Origin of the sequence: Pseudomonas sp. MOIL14HWK12:I2, from assembly GCF_000510745.1 — a bacterium.
Classification (GTDB): domain Bacteria; phylum Pseudomonadota; class Gammaproteobacteria; order Pseudomonadales; family Pseudomonadaceae; genus Chryseomonas; species Chryseomonas oryzihabitans.
The window spans coordinates 259,212-278,740 of record NZ_AZOA01000003.1 but is presented as its reverse complement, the minus strand read 5'-3'; the positions used below and the strand labels follow the sequence as shown (position 1 = coordinate 278,740).

Annotated in this window: 19 protein-coding genes; 9 read left to right on the top strand and 10 right to left on the bottom strand. The window is 67.3% G+C overall.

Annotated elements, in window-relative coordinates; translation table 11 throughout:
• The first annotated feature begins 32 nt into the window (after nt 1-32).
• Together PSK12I2_RS0101340 and PSK12I2_RS0101335 are read left to right on the top strand one after the other, a co-directional pair.
• Nucleotides 33-935, top strand: coding sequence for a DMT family transporter (locus tag PSK12I2_RS0101340; protein WP_027597001.1), 903 nt, complete (start codon nt 33-35; stop codon nt 933-935).
• 22 nt (nt 936-957) lie between these two features.
• Nucleotides 958-1,854, top strand: a complete 897-nt coding sequence (locus PSK12I2_RS0101335) for a DMT family transporter (RefSeq protein ID WP_027597000.1) — start codon at nt 958-960, stop codon at nt 1,852-1,854.
• A gap of 16 nt (nt 1,855-1,870) precedes the next feature.
• On the opposite strand, the gene PSK12I2_RS0101330 is transcribed toward PSK12I2_RS0101335, so the two are convergent.
• Genes PSK12I2_RS0101330 through paoA form a run of 3 tightly spaced genes read right to left on the bottom strand, consistent with a single transcriptional unit; the run spans nt 1,871 to nt 5,749 of the window.
• Nucleotides 1,871-4,093, bottom strand: a complete 2,223-nt coding sequence (locus tag PSK12I2_RS0101330; RefSeq protein WP_027596999.1) for a xanthine dehydrogenase family protein molybdopterin-binding subunit — start codon at nt 4,091-4,093, stop codon at nt 1,871-1,873.
• A 10-nt stretch (nt 4,094-4,103) separates the two neighbouring features.
• On the bottom strand, nt 4,104-5,084 hold the full coding sequence (locus tag PSK12I2_RS0101325; RefSeq protein ID WP_027596998.1) for a xanthine dehydrogenase family protein subunit M: 981 nt from the start codon (nt 5,082-5,084) through the stop codon (nt 4,104-4,106).
• A complete protein-coding gene (gene paoA, locus PSK12I2_RS0101320; protein WP_027596997.1) occupies nt 5,081-5,749 on the bottom strand; it encodes an aldehyde dehydrogenase iron-sulfur subunit PaoA in 669 nt (222 codons plus the stop codon). Before paoA ends, PSK12I2_RS0101325 begins: the two co-directional genes overlap by 4 nt.
• Before the next feature lie 318 nt (nt 5,750-6,067).
• Here paoA and PSK12I2_RS0101315 point away from each other — a divergent pair, with 318 nt between their 5' ends.
• The 3 genes from PSK12I2_RS0101315 to PSK12I2_RS0101305 are packed head-to-tail and all read left to right on the top strand — an operon-like array spanning nt 6,068 to nt 9,803.
• Nucleotides 6,068-6,598 (top strand): (2Fe-2S)-binding protein, encoded by a 531-nt coding sequence (locus PSK12I2_RS0101315; RefSeq protein WP_007159316.1) that lies wholly within the window; start codon nt 6,068-6,070, stop codon nt 6,596-6,598.
• Nucleotides 6,595-7,581 carry a xanthine dehydrogenase family protein subunit M gene (locus PSK12I2_RS0101310; RefSeq protein WP_027596996.1) on the top strand — a complete coding sequence of 329 codons (987 nt, stop codon included), beginning with the start codon at nt 6,595-6,597 and terminating at the stop codon, nt 7,579-7,581. The genes PSK12I2_RS0101315 and PSK12I2_RS0101310 overlap by 4 nt, the downstream gene beginning before the upstream one ends.
• Entirely contained in the window at nt 7,578-9,803 is a 2,226-nt protein-coding gene (locus PSK12I2_RS0101305) for a xanthine dehydrogenase family protein molybdopterin-binding subunit (RefSeq protein ID WP_027596995.1), read from the top strand. Before PSK12I2_RS0101310 ends, PSK12I2_RS0101305 begins: the two co-directional genes overlap by 4 nt.
• Nucleotides 9,804-10,045: 242 nt before the next feature.
• On the opposite strand, the gene PSK12I2_RS0101300 is transcribed toward PSK12I2_RS0101305, so the two are convergent.
• The 4 genes from PSK12I2_RS0101300 to purM form a co-directional block, all read right to left on the bottom strand.
• Nucleotides 10,046-10,225, bottom strand: a complete 180-nt coding sequence (locus tag PSK12I2_RS0101300) for a hypothetical protein (RefSeq protein WP_007159313.1) — start codon at nt 10,223-10,225, stop codon at nt 10,046-10,048.
• Between the two features lie 348 nt (nt 10,226-10,573).
• Nucleotides 10,574-11,287, bottom strand: coding sequence for a DUF3108 domain-containing protein (locus PSK12I2_RS0101295; RefSeq protein ID WP_027596994.1), 714 nt, complete (start codon nt 11,285-11,287; stop codon nt 10,574-10,576).
• 15 nt (nt 11,288-11,302) lie between these two features.
• Complete coding sequence (purN, locus tag PSK12I2_RS0101290) at nt 11,303-11,971, bottom strand: phosphoribosylglycinamide formyltransferase (RefSeq protein WP_027596993.1); 669 nt, start codon at nt 11,969-11,971, stop codon at nt 11,303-11,305.
• Nucleotides 11,968-13,029: a phosphoribosylformylglycinamidine cyclo-ligase gene (gene purM, locus PSK12I2_RS0101285; RefSeq protein ID WP_027596992.1), complete on the bottom strand. Its 1,062-nt coding sequence runs from the start codon at nt 13,027-13,029 to the stop codon at nt 11,968-11,970. Before purM ends, purN begins: the two co-directional genes overlap by 4 nt.
• Before the next feature lie 285 nt (nt 13,030-13,314).
• On the opposite strand from purM, the gene PSK12I2_RS0101280 reads away from it, so the two are divergent.
• Nucleotides 13,315-14,394 carry a DUF2066 domain-containing protein gene (locus tag PSK12I2_RS0101280; RefSeq protein ID WP_027596991.1) on the top strand — a complete coding sequence of 360 codons (1,080 nt, stop codon included), beginning with the start codon at nt 13,315-13,317 and terminating at the stop codon, nt 14,392-14,394.
• 97 nt (nt 14,395-14,491) lie between these two features.
• Nucleotides 14,492-15,196 carry a DnaA regulatory inactivator Hda gene (gene hda, locus PSK12I2_RS0101275; protein ID WP_017638945.1) on the top strand — a complete coding sequence of 235 codons (705 nt, stop codon included), beginning with the start codon at nt 14,492-14,494 and terminating at the stop codon, nt 15,194-15,196.
• Nucleotides 15,197-15,211: 15 nt separating this feature from the next.
• Here the strand turns inward: hda and wrbA are convergent, their stop codons facing one another.
• Nucleotides 15,212-15,811 (bottom strand): NAD(P)H:quinone oxidoreductase, encoded by a 600-nt coding sequence (gene wrbA / locus PSK12I2_RS0101270; RefSeq protein WP_007159307.1) that lies wholly within the window; start codon nt 15,809-15,811, stop codon nt 15,212-15,214.
• The gene (gene arsC / locus PSK12I2_RS0101265; protein ID WP_027596990.1) at nt 15,808-16,161 is read right to left on the bottom strand and encodes an arsenate reductase (glutaredoxin); all 354 of its coding nucleotides are present in this window, start codon (nt 16,159-16,161) and stop codon (nt 15,808-15,810) included. The genes wrbA and arsC overlap by 4 nt, the downstream gene beginning before the upstream one ends.
• A gap of 91 nt (nt 16,162-16,252) precedes the next feature.
• Here arsC and PSK12I2_RS0101260 point away from each other — a divergent pair, with 91 nt between their 5' ends.
• Both PSK12I2_RS0101260 and PSK12I2_RS0101255 read left to right on the top strand, forming a co-directional pair.
• Nucleotides 16,253-17,503 (top strand): YihY family inner membrane protein, encoded by a 1,251-nt coding sequence (locus PSK12I2_RS0101260; protein ID WP_027596989.1) that lies wholly within the window; start codon nt 16,253-16,255, stop codon nt 17,501-17,503.
• Nucleotides 17,503-17,787, top strand: a complete 285-nt coding sequence (locus tag PSK12I2_RS0101255; RefSeq protein WP_027596988.1) for an acylphosphatase — start codon at nt 17,503-17,505, stop codon at nt 17,785-17,787. Before PSK12I2_RS0101260 ends, PSK12I2_RS0101255 begins: the two co-directional genes overlap by 1 nt.
• A 16-nt stretch (nt 17,788-17,803) precedes the next feature.
• Here PSK12I2_RS0101255 and PSK12I2_RS0101250 read toward each other — a convergent pair whose 3' ends face one another.
• Nucleotides 17,804-19,510 (bottom strand): proline--tRNA ligase, encoded by a 1,707-nt coding sequence (locus tag PSK12I2_RS0101250; RefSeq protein WP_027596987.1) that lies wholly within the window; start codon nt 19,508-19,510, stop codon nt 17,804-17,806.
• Nucleotides 19,511-19,529: the final 19 nt, after the last annotated feature.

Below are 19,529 nucleotides of genomic sequence, written 5' to 3'. Positions count from 1 at the left end.
ATGCAGGCTCACTTTTTCCTGGAGCGACGCTCATGCGCAAGGAGCTGGATCTCCCGGCCGTGCTGGTCATGCTGGTGCTCTGCCTGGTTTGGGGTCTGCAGCAGACGGCGATCAAGGCGATCGCCGAGCAGGTGGATCCGCTGCTGCAGATCGGCTGGCGCTCGCTGCTGGCCGCCGGGCTGCTCTATGGCCTGGCGCGCTGGCGCGGCATCCGCTGCCTGGGTCGCGACCAGACGCTGCTTCCCGGGCTGCTCGCCGGGTCGCTGTTCGCCCTGGAATTCCTCTGCATGGCGGTCGGCCTGAAATACACCAGCGCCGCGCACATGGTGGTGTTCATCTACACGGCGCCGCTGTTCGCCGCCTGCGGCCTGCACTGGCTGGTGCCCGGGGAGCGGCTGTCGGGGCGGCAGTGGCTGGGCATGCTGCTGGCGGCCACTGGGGTGGTCTGCGCCTTTCTGATCGGCAAGCCGAGCGGCGGCACCAGCTGGCTGGGCGATCTGATCGGTCTGGCTGGCGGCGCCGCCTGGGGCGCCACCACGGTGCTGATCCGCCGCAGTGCCCTGGCCGAGGCGCCGCCGCTGCGCACCCTGTTCTATCAACTCGGGGTGACCGGCGTGGTGCTGCTGGCGCTGGCCCTGCCGCTCGGCAAGCGCCTGGATCTGGCCGGGCTGGATTCCCTGGCCTGGTCGAGTCTGGCCTTCCAGGTGTTCATCGTCGCCGGCATCAGTCTGCTGGGCTGGTTCGTGCTGCTCAGTCGCTATCGCGCGGCGCCCCTGGGCGTGCTGACCCTGCTGACGCCGCTGTTCGGTGTGCTGATGGGCGTCTGGCTGCTGGGCGAGACCCCGGGTCCGGGATTTCTCGCCGGCGCGGCCCTGGTGCTCAGCGGGCTGTTGATCGTCAGCTATCCTTCCCGCTCGCGAGTCGCGTCCCGCTGACTCGCCTGGCCCTGAGCATCCGATGTCGTCCACCTCGCTGAATCCCTGGTTGCTGCGCCTCATTCCCCTGGTGTTCCTGGCCCTGTGGTCCGCCGGCTTCGCCGTGTCCAAGGTGGGTCTGGCCTATGCGCCGCCCTTCACCCTGCTGGCGATGCGCTATGCGCTGGCCTTCAGCGTGCTGCTGGTGGCTTTCCTGGTCCTGCGTCCGCCGCTGCCACGAACGCGGCGGGAATGGGCGAATCTCGCCGTGGTGGGCTTTCTGATCCAGGGCGTCTATTTCGGCATGAGCTATGGCGCCCTGGTGCTGGGCGCCTCGGCCAACGTGGTGGCCATGGTTGCTTCGTTGCAGCCGATCCTGGTGGCCCTGGGCGCACCCCTGCTGGTGGGCGAGCGGGTGACGCCGCTGCAGTGGCTGGGGCTGGCCCTGGGGCTGCTCGGCGCCATCGGGGTGATCCTGGCCCGGGCCAGCGTCGCCGTGGAGTCCGTCCCGGGCATCTTCCTGGCGGTCGGCGCGCTGCTGGGCATGACCAGCGCCGTGCTCTACGAAAAGCGCCTGGGCGTGGCTCAGCATCCGGTCACCAACAACCTGGTGCAGTACAGCGTCGGCCTGGTCTGCTGCGCGCCGGTGGCGCTGCTGTTCGAGCACAATCCGGTGCACTGGGCGCCGGCCTTCATCGGCGCCCTGGCCTACCTGGTGCTGGCCAACTCGCTGCTGGCCATCAGCCTGCTGGTGTGGATGATCCGCGCCGGCGAGGCGGCGCGGGTCAGTGCGCTGTTCTTTTGCGTGCCGCCGGGCGCCGCCCTGAGCGCCTGGCTACTGCTCGGCGAGACCCTGCCGCCGCTGGCTTGGGTGGCCATGGTGATCGCCATCGGTGGGGTGCTGCTGGCGACCCGGGCGGGGGGCAAGGCGGCGCGCTGAACCGCGCCGCCCGCCGTCAGGCCGTCTTCAGCCCGGCCAGCACCTTGTCCACCGTCAGCGGATAGTCGCGGATGCGCACCCCGCAGGCATTGTAGACGGCGTTGGTGAGCGCGGCCCCGGCGCCGCAGATCCCCAGTTCGCCGACGCCCTTGATCTTCAGCGGATTGGCCTTGTCGTCCACTTCCGGCAGGAAATGGGCTTCGATGGCGGGAATGTCCAGGTGGCAGGGGTAGTGGTAGTCGGCCAGGTCATGGTTGACGAAATGCCCGTGGCGAACGTCGATCACCCCGTCTTCGTGCAGGGCGCTGCCCACCCCCCAGATCATCCCGCCAAGCATCTGCGAATGGGCGGTCTTCTCGTTGAGGATGCGGCCTGCGGCGAACACCCCGAGCATGCGCCGCAGGCGGATCTCGCCGGTGAGGGCGTGCACCCCCACCTCGGCGAAGAAGGCGCCGTAGCCCTGCTGGGAATAGTCCTTGAGGGTCTGGCCCGGCTTGATCTCGCCGATGGCCTGGAGATCGTGCTGGCGCGCCAGTTCGGCGAGGTCGCGACTGCCGTTGTCGGCGATCAGCCGACCACCGACGAAGCGGGCACTGGCCGGATCCAGGCCCGCCGCCTCTGCCGCCTTCAGCCGTAGATTCTCGCAGGCGACATAGACCGAGGAACCGGAACTGGCGGCGCCAAAGGAGCCACCCGACCCGGCTCCGGCCGGGTCGTCGCTGTCGCCCAGCAGCACCTTGACCCGCTCCACCGGCAAGCCGAGCGACTCGCCGGCGATCTGCGCCAGGATGGTGTAGGTCCCGGTGCCGATGTCGGTCATGGAGGTCTTGACCGTGGCCGTGCCATCGGCTTCCAGGCGCACCCCGGCCTGGGACGGCCTGAGCATGTTGGCGCGGCTGGCTGCCGCCATGCCCATGCCGATCAGCCAGTCGCCGTCGCGCACCTGGCCGGGCGAGGCCTTGCGCTGGCTCCAGCCGAAGCGGCGGGCGCCGTCCTGCATGCACTCCACCAACTTGCGGGAAGAGAAGGGGATGTACTTTTCCGGATCCTGGCTGGGCTCGTTGCGGATGCGCAGCTCGATGGGATCGAGACCGAGCATGACCGCCAGCTCGTCCATGGCGCTTTCGCTGGCGAGCATGCCCACGGCTTCGCCGGGCGCCCGGCAGGAGCCGGACTCGGGCAGGTCCAGCTCGACCATGCGGTGCGCCACCAGGCGGTCGTCGCCGGCATAGAGGGTGCGCGAGGACAGGCCGGTGGGTTCGTAGTAGGTGAGGCCGCGGGCGGAATGGGACCAGCCTTCATGGGCCATCGCCTGGATACGGCCCTCGCGGTCGGCGCCCAGGCGGATGCGCTGGATGGTGGCCGAGCGATGGTCGGTGATCTGGAACATCTGCTGGCGGGTAAGGGTGACCTTGACCGGCCGGCCGATGGCGCGAGCGGCCATGGCGCCGATCAGGGCGTCGGCATAGATCGGCAACTTGCCACCGAAGCCACCACCGATATAGCGCGCCACGATGCGCACGTTTTCCTTGGGCAGCTGCAGGGTATTGGCCACGCAACTCTGCGCCTGCTCGACGAACTGGGTGGAGCAATAGATGGTCACCCGGTCGCCGTCCCACTGGGCGAGGCTGGCGTGGGGCTCCATCTGCGCATGGATGTGGTAGGGCGTGGTATAGCGCTCGTCGAGCTTGATCGGCGCCCGGGCAAAGGCGGCGTCGACATCGCCCGAGGCGGTATCGGTGGGCTGATCGGCATCCGGCGGCTTGACCGCCTGGCCGAGGTTGGCGGCGAGATCGAAGACGCCCGGTTCGGCCGCGTAGTCGATCTCCACCAGAGCCGCCGCCAGGCGCGCCTCCTCGAAGGTCTCGGCCACCACGAAGGCCACCGGCTCGCCGAAATAGCGCACCTGGTCGCTGTCGAGGTAGGGCTTGGGCCGGGTGAAGCGACCGCTGTTGTCCGGCTCGCGGGCGGCCTGGCGCGGCGCGTTGCGATAGGTCAGCACGCCGAGCACGCCCGGCGCGCCCTCCGCGGCCGAGGTGTCCAGCCGGCTGATGCGGCCCTTGGCGATGGTGGCGCCGACGATGAAGCCGTAGGCGACGCGATCGTTGCGGAATTCGAAGCTGTAGGGCGCCTGGCCGGTGACTTTGAGCAGGCCGTCGACGCGGTCGATGGGCTTGCCGATCAGGCCGCCGCGATTCTCGTCGATCAGGTTGCGGCCGGCGGGTTCGTTCATTTCCATGCTGCTGTCCTCAGGCCTGTTGGCGAGCGTCGGCCACGCCGGCGCGCAGGATGCGGCGGGTCAGCTCGAGCTTGAAGTCGTTGTGGCCATAGCCACGGGCACCGGCGAGCAGGGCATCGCCCACGGCAGCCAGGTCACTGTCCACGGCCTGGCCGGCAAAGGCTTGGTCGGCCGCTGCCACCCGCCAGGGCTTGTGCGCCAGGCCGCCGAAGGCCGCCCGACCGCTGCGGATGCGCGGGCCGTCCAGCTCGACGATGGCGGCCATGGACACCAGGGCGAAGGCATAGGAGGCACGGTCGCGCACCTTGCGATAGACCTGGATGCCGGGCGGTGGCGGCGGCAGGGTCACCGCGGTGATGAGTTCGCCGGGTTGCAGCACCGTCTCGATCTGCGGGGTGTCCCCGGGCAGGCGATGGAAGTCGGCAAGGGGGATGCGCCGGGTGCGGCCATTGGCTTCGCGGGTCTCCACCGTGGCGTCCAGCACCCGCATGGCCACCGCCATGTCGGAGGGATGCACGGCGATGCACTGGTCGCTGGCGCCGATCACCGCGTTCATCCGATTGAAGCCGCCCAGGGCCGCGCAACCACTGCCGGGCTGGCGTTTGTTGCAGGGCATGGCGGTGTTGTAGAAGTAGGAGCAGCGGGTGCGCTGCAGGAGATTGCCGCCGGTGGTGGCCTTGTTGCGCAACTGCGCCGAGGCACCGGCCAGCAGCGCGCGGGAGAGCACCGGGTAGCGCTCGCGCACCCGGGCGTCGGCGGCCAGGGTGGAGTTGCGCACCAGGGTACCGATGCGCAGGCCGCCGTCCGCGGTGGCGCTGATCTGGTCCAGCTGCAGGCGATTGATGTCCAGCACCTGGCTGGGGGTCTCGATCTCCAGCTTCATCAGGTCCAGTAGATTGGTACCGCCGGCGATGAAGCGACTGCCGGCCCGCGCACCCTGGCGGCTGGCATCGGCTTCGGTCTGCACGCGCTGATAGTCGAAGACTCTCATGCCTGGCCCCCCGCCATCTGGATGGCCGCGACGATGTTGGGATAGGCACTGCAGCGGCAGAGATTGCCGCTCATGCGCTCGCGGATCTCTTCCTCGCTCAGCCGCATCGGCCCGTCGAGGCGCGTCGAGACGTGACTGGGCATGCCGGCCTTGACCTCGTCCAGCAGGGCCACCGCCGAGCAGATCTGCCCCGGGGTGCAATAGCCGCACTGGAAACCGTCCTTGGCCAGGAAGGCCGCCTGCATGGGATGCAGGCGCTCGGCGTTGCCCAGGCCCTCGATGGTGGTGATGGTGTCGCCTTCGTGCATGGCCGCCAGGCTCAGGCAGCTGTTGATGCGCTGGCCGTTCACCAGCACCGTGCAGGCGCCGCACTGGCCATGGTCGCAGCCTTTCTTGGTGCCGGTGAGGTGCAGGTTCTCGCGCAGCGCATCAAGCAGGGTGGTGCGGCTGTCGACCCGGAGCCGGCGCGCCTCGCCATTGATCTGCAGGGTCAGCGGCAGCAGTTGCGGCAGGCGGGCGGCGATGGCCTGGGGCGTCAGGGGCGCGCCACCGCTGGCCTGGGCGAAGCCATAGCCGGGTATGGCGCTGGTCGCTACCAGCACCGCGGAGGTGCCGAGGAACTGACGCCGGGACAGGCGCCAGCGTGCATCGGAGTCGGAAGCCATGGTCGGATTCTCATCGTTGGGGGCACATCACGGGAGTTCTGATGACTGCCCCAGAACCTATGGGGTTCAGGCCACTGGGCCGCTGGCGTAGCGAAGCGCCATACCAGATGTGTCCTGACCAGGGCGAAACCCTCTGACACGGGCTTTCCAACGCTTCGCTGAACAACCTTCAACGTGACGTTGAATACCGCTGGGCAGGGGTGCTGAACCGCTTCCGGTCGGGCGCAGTCCCTTACCTGAGGTGGCCTTTCGCTGTCACCGCCTGATTCCGACCACGGGGGCAATCTGCACCCCGCGGCTTTAACCGTGAGGTCCGCCATGAACGCCACCCCCGCGCGCCAGCTCCAGCCCCTGGCCGAACCCGAGTCCCATACCATCGCCCTGACCCTCAACGGCAAGCAGCTGCAGCTGGCCGTGGAGCCCTGGACCACGCTGCTCGATCTCTTGCGCGACCACCTCGATCTGACCGGTACCAAGAAGGGCTGCGATCACGGGCAGTGCGGCGCCTGCACCGTGCTGGTCAACGGCACCCGCATCAACAGCTGCCTGGCCCTGGCGGTCATGCAGGACGGCGCCGAGGTCACCACCATCGAGGGCCTGGCCCAGGGCGACCAGTTGCACCCCATGCAGGCCGCCTTCGTCGCCGAAGACGCCTTCCAGTGCGGCTATTGCACTCCGGGGCAGATCTGCTCGGCGATCGGCATGCTCAAGGAGGGCCATGCCCACAGCGAGGCCGAGGTGGCCGAGCAGATGAGCGGCAACCTCTGCCGCTGCGGCGCCTATCGCAACATCCGCGCCGCCATCGAGCGGGCGCGTCCGGATTGCCAGCAAGGGGAGGGCCGCGAATGAACCGCTTCGGTTATGCCAAGCCCAACGCCGTGCCCGACGCCATCCGCCAGCATGGCCCCCAGACCCATTTCATCGCCGGTGGCACCAACCTGCTGGATCTGATGAAGGAAAACGTCGAGCGCCCCGAGCAGCTGATCGACGTCAACGGCCTACCCCTGCGCGAGGTCGAGACCACCGCCGAAGGCGGTCTGCGCATCGGTGCCCTGGTCAAGAACGCCGAGGTCGCCTATCACCCCCAGGTACAGCGGCGCTATCCGCTGCTGGCCAAGGCCATCCTCGCCGGCGCCTCGCCGCAACTGCGCAACATGGCCTCCACCGGCGGCAACCTGCTGCAGCGTACCCGCTGCTACTACTTCTACGACGTGGGCACCCCCTGCAACAAGCGTGAGCCCGGCTCCGGCTGCGGCGCGCGCGAAGGGCAGAATCGCATCCACGCCATCCTCGGCCACAGCGAGCAGTGCATCGCCACCCATCCCTCGGACATGTGCGTTGCCCTGGCCGCGCTGGAAGCCCGGGTCGAGGTAAGCGGTCCGAACGGCGAGCGCGTCATCGACTTCGCCGACTTCCATCGACTGCCCGGCGACACCCCCGAGCGCGATACCAACCTCGCCGCCGATGAACTCATCACCGCCGTGACCCTGCCGGCCGACAGCCTGGCGGCCAACAGCGCCTACCTGAAGATCCGCGACCGCGCCTCCTATGCCTTCGCCCTGGTCTCGGTGGCAGCCGCGCTGGAACTGGACGGCGAGCGCATCAAGCAGGTCCGCGTCGCCCTGGGCGGCGTGGCCCACAAACCCTGGCGCCTGCCCGAGGCCGAGCAGGCCGTCATCGGCCAGGTGGCGGACAAGGCCACCTTCGGCCAGTTGGCCGATCGCCTGCTGCAGGGCGCCCAGGGCTTCGCCCACAACGCCTTCAAGATCGAACTGGCCCGGCGCGCCATCGTGCGTGCCCTTACCGAAGCCGCCGGAGGTACCCTGCAATGACCGTCGTCCATCTGCAAAAAGCCGTTCCCCGCGTCGACGGTCCGCTCAAGGTCACCGGTCAGGCGCTCTATGCCGGCGAATTCAGCGTTCCTGATCTGGCCTTCGGCTTCGTAGTCAACGCCACCATCACCAAGGGCCGCCTGCTTGGCCTGGACGTCAGCGAAGCCCTGGCCCAGCCGGGTGTGCTCGAGGTGCTCAGCCATCTCAACCGACCCAAGATGGCCAGCTACGACGAGAGCTACACCGACATGGACGCGGCCGACGGCAAGCCCTTCCGGCCGCTGTACAACGATCGCATCCTCTACAGCGGCCAGCCCATCGCCCTGGTGGTGGCCGAGACCTTCGAGGCCGCGCGCCACGCCGCCTCGCTGATCCGTGCCCAGTACAGCGAGGAAGACCACGCCACCGACCTGGCCCAGGCCCGCGACCAGGCCCACGAAGCGCCCATGGAATTGCCGGACAACCGCGGCGACGCCCCGGCGGCCTGGGCCGCGGCGCCCGTGCGGATCGAGGCCGAATACCATTCCGCGGCGGAATTCCACAATCCCATGGAGATGCATGCCTCCACCGTCATCTACCACAAGGACGGCAAGCTGACGGTGCATGACAAGACCCAGGGCGTGCAGAACAGCGCCCAGTTCGTCAGCAACATCTTCGGCCTGGGCGAGGGCGACGTGAAGGTCATCTCGCCCTTCGTTGGTGGGGCCTTCGGCTCCGGTCTGCGTCCCCAGTACCAGCTGGTGCTGGCGACCATGGCCGCATTGCAACTCAAGCGCTCGGTGCGGGTGACCCTGACCCGCCAGCAGATGTTCACCTTCGGCTATCGCCCCGAGACCTACCAGCAGCTCAAGCTGGCCTGCGACAGCGACGGCAAGCTGCAGGCCATCGATCACAGCGCCCTGGGCATCACCTCGCGCTTCGAGGACTTCACCGAAATGGTGCTGGTCTGGTCGGCGTCGCTCTATGCCTGCCCCAACGTCAAGCTGGCCTATCAACTGGCCGCGCTGGACGTCTACACACCGTTGGACATGCGCGCCCCGGGCGCGGTGCTGGGCGTCTATGCGCTGGAAAGCGCCATGGACGAACTGGCCTATGCTGCCGACATCGATCCGCTGGAATTGCGCATCCGCAATTTCACCGACACCGATCCGGCCAAGGGCAAGCCCTATTCCAGCAAGGAACTGCTGGCGTGCTATCGCCAGGCCGCCGAGCGGTTTGGCTGGGAGCAGCGCAGCATGGCGCCACGCTCCATGCGCGACGGCAACCAGCTGGTGGGCTGGGGCATGGCCACCGGGGTCTGGGAAGCCATGCAGCAACCCGCCACCGCCAAGGCGGTGATGAACATCGACGGCAGCCTGGTGGTGGCCAGTGCCACCTCCGACATCGGCACCGGCACCTACACGGTGATGACCCAGATCGCCGCCGAGAACCTCGGCCTGCCGCTGGACAAGGTCACCTTCAAGTTGGGCGATTCCACCCTGCCCAAGGCACCCCTGGAGGGCGGTTCCTTCACCGTGTCCTCGGTGGGTACCGCCGTCAAGCTGGCCTGCGACCAGTTGCGCCAGCAACTGCTGGATGCGGCCAAGGAAATGGATGACTCGCCACTGGCCAAGGCGGAGCTGGAGCAGGTGGTGTTCGCCGATGGCGGCATCAGCCTCAAGACCGACTCGGCCCAGCGCGTCGACTTCACCGCCATCCTCAAGGCCTCTGGCTCGCCGTCCATGGAAACCCTGGCCAGCGCCGAACCGGCGGAGGGGCGCGACGACTACGCCACCGGTACCCACTCGGCGGTGTTCGTCGAGGTCAAGGTCGACGAAGACTTCGGCAGCGTCCAGGTCAGTCGCGTGGTCACCGCGGTGGCCGCGGGTCGCATCCTCAACCTCAAGACCGGCGAGAACCAGGTGGCCGGTGGCATCGTCTGGGGCATCGGCATGGGCCTGCAGGAAGAGGGGATGATGGATACCTCCGAAGGTCGCTGGATGAATCACAGTCTCGCCGAGTACCACTTCCCGGTGCAGGCCGACATCCAGCAGCTGGAGGTGATCTTCGTCGAGGAGAAGGACGAGATCGTCAATCCGCTCGGCGCCAAGGGCATCGGCGAGATCGGTATCGTCGGCGTGGCCGCGGCCATCGCCAACGCCATCTTCCACGCCACCGGCAAGCGGGTCCGCGATCTGCCCATCACCCTGGACAAGGTATTCGCCGACGAGTTGGTGCACTGACCAGAGCTTGTTGGGCTTCGACGATGGAGCCGCCTCAGCCCAACATCCACGCCAGACCACCCCCTCTCCCTCTGGGAGAGGGCTGGGGTGAGGGATAGCAAGCACACCGTTGAGCCCGGTGACGCTGGACTTCACTCCGCTCAACCCAACCTACCCCAACCCGTCGCTACTCTCTGAAACGAAAAAGGCCCGCCTCCAAGAGGCGGGCCTTTTTCAGGCAGTCGGTAAAAAGATCCTTCGACTCACTCGGCGTGCGACGCGCCTTCGTGTTCGATCTGCTCCTTGTATTCCAGGGCAGCGGCTTCGCTCTGGTAGACGCCGACCAGTTCCCCTTCCTGCTTCACGTCCCACAGATGCATGCCCAGGCCACGGGCTTCGCGGGACATATGGTCTTCGTCACGTTCGGTTACGGTAATGGTCATGCTGTATCTCCTTGGTCGAGCCCGCGCTACGGCAGGGCTTGAAAACCCATACTAGAGCGTTTCGCTTCCGGACCAAGGCGTATCTCGGCAACAAGTCGTTACAACTTCTGCGACAATCTGTCGCGCCTGTGGTTGTCGTCTCGCGGCGTTGGTATCGCGGCCATGGGCCGCTCCTACACCTTTACGGAATTTGTAGGAGCGGCCCATGGCCGCGATAGGAGAAGAGGCACACTGCCTGAAGAAGGCTGCTGGATACCCACTCGCCTGTCACCAGGGGCAGCCATCACACCTGCGTGGGCGCATAAAAGAAAACGCCCTCCGAAGAGGGCGTCTTTGCCAGTGCCTGGATCAGTTGGCGCCCTTCACCGTGCGCCCGTTGACCGTGCCTTCCTTGAGGCTGGTCTGGTATTCCTTGCCGTCGCTCTCCTGCTGGTAGAGACGCACCAGCAGATAGTCCCAGTCCTTGGCGAACCACAGCTCGGTCTTGCGGCTGCTCTTGGTCGGGTCGCGCACGCGCTCGACCTTGATGGTGTCGAGCAGGCCCAGCGGGGTGCGGATGCGCTCCGGGCCGATGACGCGGAAGTCATAGGTGTCGATGCTGTCGCCGTCGACGATCTGGTAGCTCATGCTCTTCTTGCCGTCGGCCACGTCCTGCTGCAGCTTGAGCTGGTAGGTGGACTTGTCCAGCAGACCGCGATCCAGGGTCAGGCTGACCGGATCATCCTTGTCTTTGCCGGTGACCTTCTTGCCGGCCCAGTCGAAGGTCAGCTCGCTCTCGCGGCTCTTGCCCAGGCCGCTGCGCTTGTACTGGTAGGTATCCGGCAGAAAGGCTTCGCCTTCGCGGCGGAAGGTGCTGGATTCGTTGAGACCGGCGACCAGCATGGAGGCTTCGAACTTCAGCTCCCAGCGGCCATCGGCTTCCTTCTGCAACGAGCGCTCGGCCGAGCCGCTGACCGGCATCTGCTTCCAGTCGGCGGTGTAGCTGGCCGTGAACGGCTGCAGGTCGAAGGCGAAGGCCGAGGCGCTGCAGAGGGTGGCCAATAGGAACAACAGACGTCGCATCAGTTTCTCCTTGGATCAGGAAGGGGAGGCCGTGGCCGTCAGCGACGGCAACTCGGCCCCGGTAGGCGGCAGCGCCTCGCCGTCCAGCTCGGCACCCAGGGTACCCAGCTGCAGACGGCCTTCGGCGAACAACCGCACGGCCACAGGATAAAGGAGGTGTTCGGCGGCGTGTACCCGTGTCGCCAGGCTCTCCGCAGTATCTTCGGAACGTACCGGCACCCGCGACTGGAGCACGACCGGACCGCCATCCAGCTCTTCGGTGACGAAGTGCACGCTGCACCCATGCCAGGCATCGCCGGCATCGAGGGCGCGCTGATGGGTGTGCAAGCCCTTGTACAGCGGCAGCAGCGAGGGATGGATGTTGAGCAGGCGACCCTGGTAGCGCCGCACGAAGCCCGGCGTGAGGATGCGCATGAAACCGGCCAGCACCACCAGGTCGGCGCCTTGGGCGTCGATGGCGGCCGCCAGGGCCGCATCGAAGCCTTCGCGATCGGCATGCTCGCGGTGATCGATCACCTGGGTGGCGATCCCGGCCTGCCGGGCCCGCTCCAGGCCATAGGCATCGGCGCGGTTGGCGATCACCGCCGCGATCCGCACGGGCGGCGTCGCGGCGTCGATCAGGGCTTGCAGGTTGCTGCCGTGGCCGGAGATGAGCACCACCACGGCGCAGTCGGCAGGACTCATCCGTGTTGTTTCAGATTGTTCAGCACGACCTGGTCGGCGCCGGCGGCGGCCTGTTCGATGCGGCCGATGACCCAGGGCTGCTCACCCTCGGCACGCAGCACCTGCAGGGCGGCTTCGACCTGCTCCTGGGCCACGCAGATGACCATGCCCACGCCGCAGTTCAGCACGCGGTGCATCTCGGTCTCGTCGACGTTGCCCTGCTGCTGCAGCCAGTCGAACACCGCCGGACGCTGCCAGCTGGCCACGTCGAGCACCGCCTGGGCGCCTTCGGGCAGCACGCGCGGGATGTTGTCCAGCAGACCGCCGCCGGTGATGTGGGCCATGGCCTTGACCGCGCCGGTGTCCTTGATCAGCTTGAGCAGCGGCTTGACGTAGATGCGGGTGGGCGCCATCAGCAGCTCGGTCAGCGGCTGGCCGTCGAGCTGGATGTTCTCGATGTCGGCACCGGCCACCTCGATGATCTTGCGGATCAGCGAATAGCCGTTGGAGTGCGGACCGGAGGAGGGCAGGGCGATCAGGGCGTCGCCGGTAGCCACCTTGGAACCGTCGATGATCTCGGACTTCTCCACCACGCCGACGCAGAAGCCGGCCAGGTCGTAGTCTTCGCCTTCGTACATGCCGGGCATCTCGGCGGTCTCGCCGCCCACCAGGGAGCAGCCGGCCTGTTCGCAGCCGGTGCCGATGCCGGTCACTACCTGGGCAGCGACGTCGACGTTGAGCTTGCCGGTGGCGTAGTAGTCGAGGAAGAACAGCGGCTCGGCGCCGCAGACCACCAGGTCGTTGACGCACATGGCGACCAGGTCGATGCCGATGCTGTCGTGCTTGGCCAGGTTCATGGCCAGGCGCAGCTTGGTGCCGACACCGTCGGTGCCGGAGACCAGTACCGGCTGGCGATAGCCTGCCGGGATCTCGCACAGGGCACCGAAGCCCCCCAGGCCGCCCATGACTTCCGGGCGGGCGGTGCGCTTGGCGACGCCCTTGATGCGTTCTACCAGAGCCTCACCGGCGTCGATGTCTACACCGGCGTCCTTGTAGCTCAGCTGGGGTTGTTTGCTCATGAATCCTGGCCTTTGGCTAATGGCGAAACGAGCCGGCTGGCGCCAGCCGGCAATGAGGCGGGCGATTTTACCAGAAGCCGTGCCAAAGCACGCGGCCCGCCGCGGCCTCCGGTCCGGGCGGCGATGGCACCCGGCCAGCCTGCCGTGGTCTGAGCCAGATCGCCTGCCCGTTCGCCGGGCTGGCAGTCTCCACCGCTACCTTCTGCGCAGCCCGCGACCCAGTGCCCTTGCTCGCGGGTCAGGCGGCTTTTAAGGTATGCCCCTTGCCCCTTCTATGGAATTGCCATGCGCCGTCTCGTCCTTCCGTTGCTCGCTTCGCTGCTGGTCCTGAGTCCGCTCGCCCGCGCCGAGGTGGTGGACAACCTCTACCAGGTCCGCGAGCCGGTGACCTCGCAACAGCCGGACGAGCGCAATGCCGCCCTCAAGCGCGCCCTGCAGGTCCTGGCCGGGCGCCTGACCGGCAACCCCCAGGCCGGCCAGACCCCGGCGCTGGCCAGCGCCCTGGCGGCGCCCGAATCCCTGATCAGCCAGTACGGCTACGACGCCGGTCCGCCAGAGGTGCTGGTGGTCAACTTCGATCCGGCCGCCACCGAGCGGGCCCTGGGTCAGGCGGGTCTCTCGGTATGGGGCGCCAATCGTCCGGTGGTGATGATCTGGTGGCTCAACGACGCCGACAGCGGGGCGACCCTGGTCGGTGACGGCCAGCCCGCCAGCACCGGGGTCCAGCGCGGCGCCCAGCGCGCCGGTCTGCCGATCCGTCTGCCGCTGGCCGACCTCAACGAACAACTCGCCGGCACCGCCGCCAACATCGACGCCAGCGATCCGACCGCCCTGCGCCAAGCCTCCGAGCGCTACGGCGCCAATGCCCTGCTGGCCGTCCACGCCAAACCCCAAGGCAATGGCTGGCAGGCCCAGTGGCGCCTGTGGAACAACGGTGCCGCCGATCAGGGCAGCAGCCAGGCCGCCGATCAGGATGCCCTGGCCGCTGCGGTGCTGCAGGATGTCGCCGCGCGCCTGTCAAAGAAATTCGTCTCCCGCCCGGGCACGACCCAGCCGCTGACCCTGGTGGCCGACAATTCCAACTTCGAACGCTATGCCCAGCTGCAGAAGGTACTGGAGCCCCTGTCGGGCCGGCTGGTCAAGGTCGACGGCACCCAGCTGACCTACGACCTCACCGCCAATCCGGACCAGTTGCAGGCGCAACTCGGTCTTGCCGGTCTGCAGCCCGCTACGGCGCCGGCCGCTCCGGCACCGGCGACCCCGGCTGCACCCGTCGATGCCACGGCTGCTCCGACACCGCCCGCGGCCCAGCCGGCGCCAGCCGCGCAACCGGCGCGAACCACCCTGTATTTCCGCTGGCCATGAGGGCTGACACCCAAGACTGAAGCGGCTGCTGCGAGGGGCCCGGGATTTGGTTAGACTTGGCGCCCTCGCGAAACTGCCAAGAGCCGTTCGAGCCGGCATGATGCCTTTACAGCTGCCCCTGGGCATTCGTCTGCGTGACGACGCCACCTTCGTCAACTACTACCCTGGCGCCAATGCCGCGGCGCTCGGCTATGTCGAGCGTCTCTGCGATGCCGACGCCGGCTGGACGGAAAGCCTGATCTATCTCTGGGGCGGCGCGGGTGCCGGTCGCAGCCACCTGATGCAGGCCGCCTGTCACCGCCTGGAAGAACTGGGCGAGCGCGCCATCTACCTGCCCATGGGCGAACTGGCCGACTACGGCGTCGAGCTGTTCGACAACCTCGAACAGTGCGAGCTGGTCTGCCTCGACGATCTCGACGCCCTGGCCGGGCAGCGGCGCTGGGAAGAGGCGCTCTTCCATCTGTTCAATCGCCTGCGCGATGCCGGCAAGCGACTGCTGATCTCCAGTACCGCCTCGCCGCGGCAATTGCCGGTGCAGCTGGCCGATCTCAAGTCGCGCCTGACCCTGGCGCTGGTCTTCCAGTTGCGCCCGCTGTCCGACGAAGACAAGCTGCGCGCCCTGCAACTGCGGGCCTCCCGCCGCGGCCTGCACCTGACCGACGAGGTCGGTCGCTTCATCCTCTCGCGCAACACCCGCAGCATGGACGCCCTGTTCGACATGCTCGAACGCCTGGATCAGGCGTCGCTGCAGGCGCGACGCAAGCTCACCATTCCCTTCGTCAAGGAAATCATGGGCTGGTAGCCGCGCCGGCTCCCGCTATTGCTGCAGGCGACCCGCCAGGGTCGCCAGGCGCTTGCCCAGAGCCCGGCACAGCGCCGTCTCCTGCTCGTCCAGCGCGCGCTTGCCATCCGCCCCGGCGAAATGACTCGGCCCATAGGGCGTACCGCCCCCCTTGGTTTCCAGCAGGGCGCTTTCGCTGTAGGGCAGGCCGGTGATGAGCATGCCGTGGTGCAGCAGCGGCAGGGCCATGGACAGCAGGGTGCTCTCCTGGCCGCCGTGCAGACTGGCGGTGGAGGTGAAGACGCCGGCGGGCTTGTCCACCAGGGCGCCGGTCAGCCAGAGGCTGTTGGTGCCGTCGAGAAAGTACTTCATGGCGGCGGCCATGTTGCCGTAGCGCGTCGGACTGCCCAGGGCGAGGGCCGCGCAATCGCGCAGGTCGTCGAGGGTGGCGTAGACCGCGCCCTGCTCGGGTACCGCCGGAGCGACGGCGGCGCACTCGGCGGAGACCGCCGGCACGGTACGCAAGCGCGCGGCCATGCCGCCCATCTCCACCCCGCGGGCGACCTGGCGGGCCATCTCGGCGGTGGCGCCATGGCGGCTGTAGTAGAGCACCAGGACATAGGCTTCGGGGGTCATTGCAGGATCTCCAGGACACGCTCGGGGGGACGACCGACGACGGCGCGTTCGCCGCGCACGGCGATGGGTCTTTCGATCAGCTTGGGATGAGCGGCCATGGCCGCGATCAGGGCTGCGTCGTCCAGCGCCGGATCGGCGAGGTTCAATTCGCGATAGGCGTCCTCGCCGGTGCGCAACAACTGACGCGCTTCCAGGCCCAGCTTGGCGAGCAGCGCGCGCAGGCTGGCGGCATCCGGCGGCGTTTCCAGGTAGGGCACCACGGACACGGCTAGCTCGCGGCTTTGCAGCAGCTCCAGGGCCGCCCGCGATTTCGAGCAGCGCGGATTGTGATAGAGGACGATTTCACTCATGGGCTGATCCATAGAAGGTAAGATGCCCATTGTAGCGGGTTGGCGAGGACTGCCGCGCCAGCCCTTGACCGTGCCTTTCGAGGAACCGCCAATGCCGGCCCGCTTGCGTGAACTGCTGTCCTTCGTTCGCTACCTCGCCGACCGCTTCATCGAAGACCGCGCCCCCAACAATGCCGCGGCTCTCACCTATACCACCCTGTTCGCGGTGGTTCCGGTGATGACCGTCACCTTCGCCATGCTCTCGGCGATACCCGCCTTCCAGGGCACGGAAGTGCAGATCCAGGCCTTCATCTTCCGCAATTTCGTGCCCTCCACCGGGGCGACCCTGGAAGAGTACCTGCGCAACTTCATCGAGCAGGCGCGGCACCTGACCTGGCTGGGCGTGGCCCTCCTGGCGGTGACGTCCTTCTTCATGCTGGTGACGGTGGAAAAGACCTTCAACGACATCTGGCGGGTACGCATTCCGCGGCGCGGGGTCTCCAGCTTCCTGCTCTACTGGGCGGTGCTCAGCCTGGGGCCCCTGCTGCTGGGCGCCGGCTTCGCCATGAGTACCTACCTGGCCTCGGTGGCCCTGGTGTTCGGCTCCTACGGCATGTCCGGCGCCCAGGCACTGCTCAAGGTCACGCCGCTGCTGTTCAGCATCGCCGCCTTCACCCTGATGTACGCCGCCGTGCCCAACACCCGGGTCCCGCTGCGCCACGCGCTGATTGGTGGGGCACTCACCGGGGTGCTGTTCGAGGCGGCCAAGAGTCTGTTCGGCCTCTATGTCTTCTATTTCCCCGGCTACCAGCTGATCTATGGCGCCTTTGCCACGGTGCCGCTGTTCTTGGTGTGGATCTATGTCTGCTGGCTGATCGTGCTGCTCGGCGCGGAGGTGGTCTGCAGCCTGTCCACCACCCATCACTGGCGCCGCGCACCGCTGCCGGCCTTCTTCATCCTGCTCGCCGTGCTGCGCGCTTTCCTGGAACGGCAGCAGAGCGGTTCCAGTCTGCACCTGGGGCGGCTGCACCAGGCGGGCTGGAAGCTGCCGGAGCATGAATGGCATGCGGTGCTGGCGTTCCTGCAGCAGGAACGCCTGGTGTGCCAGAACGACAGCGGCCACTGGGTGCTCTGCCGCGACCTGCATGGCTATGCGCTGCTGGATCTGCTGGATCGTGCGCCCTGGGCACCGCCGGCGCCGGATTGCTGGCCGCCTGCCGAACGCTTTCCCGGTGACTGGTATCCACAGCTGCAGGACGCCTTCACGCGGCTGCAGGCACAGCGTCATGAACTGCTCGCCGGGAGCGTGGCCCAGTGGCTCAAGGTTGCGCCGGCGCTGGAAGAACGAGGAGCCCAACGATGATGGCAAAATCGGCACGTCATGGCCTGATCAGTGGCCGCGTCCAGGGCGTCTACTATCGCGAGAGCACGCGGCAGGAGGCGCAGCGACTGGGCGTCACCGGCTGGGTGCGGAATCTGGCGGATGGCCGGGTGGAATGCCACCTGGAAGGTTCGGTCGAAGCCCTGGCCCAGCTGGAACTCTGGCTCTGGCAGGGGCCGGCAGCGGCCGAGGTGACCGGGGTGGAGCTGGAGGAGGTGGCCTGTACAGGCCTGACCGACTTCCAGGTCAGGCGCACGGACGCCTGACCTGGAGCGGTAGCTCTCAGCGGGCCTTGAGGAAGCCTACGATCTCGGCCAGGGCGACGTTCTGGCTGTCGCTGTCGGTACGGCCCTTGTATTCGACCAGGCCTTCGTTGAGACCGCGCTCACCCACCACCAGGCGATGGGGAATGCCGATCAGCTCCATGTCGGCGAACTTCACGCCAGGGCTGGTCTTCTTGTCACGGTCGTCCAGCAGCACATCGAAGCCAGCGGCCTTCAGCTCGGCATAGAGGCGATCGGTCGCCTCCTTCACCGCGGCGTTTTCGTACTTCATCGGCACCAGGGCGATCTGGAAGGGCGCCAGGGCAGCCGGCCAGCGGATACCGCGCTCGTCATGGTTCTGCTCGATGGCGGCGGCGACCACGCGGGACACCCCGATGCCGTAGCAGCCCATGGTCAGGGTGGTGGGTTTGCCTTCCTCGCCCAGTACCGACAGCTTCATCGCCTCGCTGTACTTGGTGCCCAGCTGGAAGATATGGCCCACTTCGATGCCGCGCTTGATCACCAGGGTGCCCTGGCCATCGGGGCTCGGATCGCCGGCCACCACGTTGCGCAGATCGGCGACCTGGGGCAGCGGCAGATCACGTTCCCAGTTCACGCCGAAGTAGTGCTTGTCTTCCTGGTTGGCGCCGATGCCGAAATCGCTCATCAGGGCGACCGAGCGATCGACGATGCAGGGAATCGACAGATTCATCGGGCCCAGGGAACCGGGGCTGGCGCCGATGGCCGCGCGGATCTCCGGTTCGGTGGCGAACACCAGGGGGCTGGCGACTTCCGGCAGGTTGGCCGCCTTGATCTCGTTGAGTTCGTGATCGCCACGCACCACCAGGGCGACCAGGGTGCCTTCCTCGGCGCCACGCACGACCAGGGTCTTCACGGTCTTTTCGATGGCCAGACCGAATTTCTCCACCAGATCGGCGATGGTCTTGGTGTCGGGGGTATCGACCAGGCGCAGTTCCTCGGTGGCGGCGCCGCGCGCGGTTTCCCGCGGCAAGGCCTCGGCCTTCTCGATGTTGGCGGCGTAGTCGGAGCTGTCGCTGAAGGCGATGTCGTCTTCACCGGAGCCGGCCAGCACATGGAATTCGTGGGAACCGCTGCCGCCGATGGAGCCGTTGTCGGCCTGCACCGGACGGAAGTTCAGACCTAGGCGACTGAAGACGTTGCAGTACGCCTGGTACATGGCGTCGTAGGTTTCCTGCAGCGACGCCTGGTTCAGGTGGAAGGAATAGGCGTCCTTCATCACGAACTCGCGGCCGCGCATCAGACCGAAACGCGGGCGGATCTCGTCGCGGAACTTGGTCTGGATCTGGTACAGGTTGATCGGCAGCTGTTTGTAGCTGTTCAACTCATTGCGCATCAGATCGGTGATGACTTCCTCGTGGGTCGGGCCCACGCAAAAATCGCGCTGATGACGGTCCTTCAGGCGCAGCAGCTCGGGGCCGTACTGTTCCCAGCGACCGGATTCCTGCCACAGCTCGGCGGGCTGGATCGCCGGCATCAGCACCTCCAGGGCGCCGGTGGCGTTCATTTCTTCGCGCACCACGGCTTCCACCTTGCGCAGCACGCGCAGGCCCAGCGGCAGCCAGGTATAGAGACCCGAGGCCAGCTTGCGGATCATGCCGGCACGCAGCAACAGCTGGTGGCTGATCACCACGGCATCGGAAGGGGTTTCTTTGAGGGTGGACAGCAGGAACTGGCTGGTACGCATGGCTAGGCGGTCTGTCGGC

Coding starts and splice junctions, on each gene's coding strand:
- PSK12I2_RS0101295 (WP_027596994.1), bottom strand. CDS start 11,287: ATGCGACGTCTGTTGTTCCTATTGGCCACCCTCTGCAGCGCCTCGGCC.
- arsC (WP_027596990.1), bottom strand. CDS start 16,161: ATGAGTGAAATCGTCCTCTATCACAATCCGCGCTGCTCGAAATCGCGG.
- PSK12I2_RS0101340 (WP_027597001.1), top strand. CDS start 33: ATGCGCAAGGAGCTGGATCTCCCGGCCGTGCTGGTCATGCTGGTGCTC.
- PSK12I2_RS0101335 (WP_027597000.1), top strand. CDS start 958: ATGTCGTCCACCTCGCTGAATCCCTGGTTGCTGCGCCTCATTCCCCTG.
- PSK12I2_RS0101255 (WP_027596988.1), top strand. CDS start 17,503: ATGGCAAAATCGGCACGTCATGGCCTGATCAGTGGCCGCGTCCAGGGC.
- PSK12I2_RS0101330 (WP_027596999.1), bottom strand. CDS start 4,093: ATGGAAATGAACGAACCCGCCGGCCGCAACCTGATCGACGAGAATCGC.
- PSK12I2_RS0101300 (WP_007159313.1), bottom strand. CDS start 10,225: ATGACCATTACCGTAACCGAACGTGACGAAGACCATATGTCCCGCGAA.
- PSK12I2_RS0101260 (WP_027596989.1), top strand. CDS start 16,253: ATGCCGGCCCGCTTGCGTGAACTGCTGTCCTTCGTTCGCTACCTCGCC.
- wrbA (WP_007159307.1), bottom strand. CDS start 15,811: ATGACCCCCGAAGCCTATGTCCTGGTGCTCTACTACAGCCGCCATGGC.
- purM (WP_027596992.1), bottom strand. CDS start 13,029: ATGAGCAAACAACCCCAGCTGAGCTACAAGGACGCCGGTGTAGACATC.
- PSK12I2_RS0101250 (WP_027596987.1), bottom strand. CDS start 19,510: ATGCGTACCAGCCAGTTCCTGCTGTCCACCCTCAAAGAAACCCCTTCC.
- PSK12I2_RS0101325 (WP_027596998.1), bottom strand. CDS start 5,084: ATGAGAGTCTTCGACTATCAGCGCGTGCAGACCGAAGCCGATGCCAGC.
- PSK12I2_RS0101310 (WP_027596996.1), top strand. CDS start 6,595: ATGAACCGCTTCGGTTATGCCAAGCCCAACGCCGTGCCCGACGCCATC.
- PSK12I2_RS0101280 (WP_027596991.1), top strand. CDS start 13,315: ATGCGCCGTCTCGTCCTTCCGTTGCTCGCTTCGCTGCTGGTCCTGAGT.
- PSK12I2_RS0101315 (WP_007159316.1), top strand. CDS start 6,068: ATGAACGCCACCCCCGCGCGCCAGCTCCAGCCCCTGGCCGAACCCGAG.
- paoA (WP_027596997.1), bottom strand. CDS start 5,749: ATGGCTTCCGACTCCGATGCACGCTGGCGCCTGTCCCGGCGTCAGTTC.
- hda (WP_017638945.1), top strand. CDS start 14,492: ATGATGCCTTTACAGCTGCCCCTGGGCATTCGTCTGCGTGACGACGCC.
- purN (WP_027596993.1), bottom strand. CDS start 11,971: ATGAGTCCTGCCGACTGCGCCGTGGTGGTGCTCATCTCCGGCCACGGC.
- PSK12I2_RS0101305 (WP_027596995.1), top strand. CDS start 7,578: ATGACCGTCGTCCATCTGCAAAAAGCCGTTCCCCGCGTCGACGGTCCG.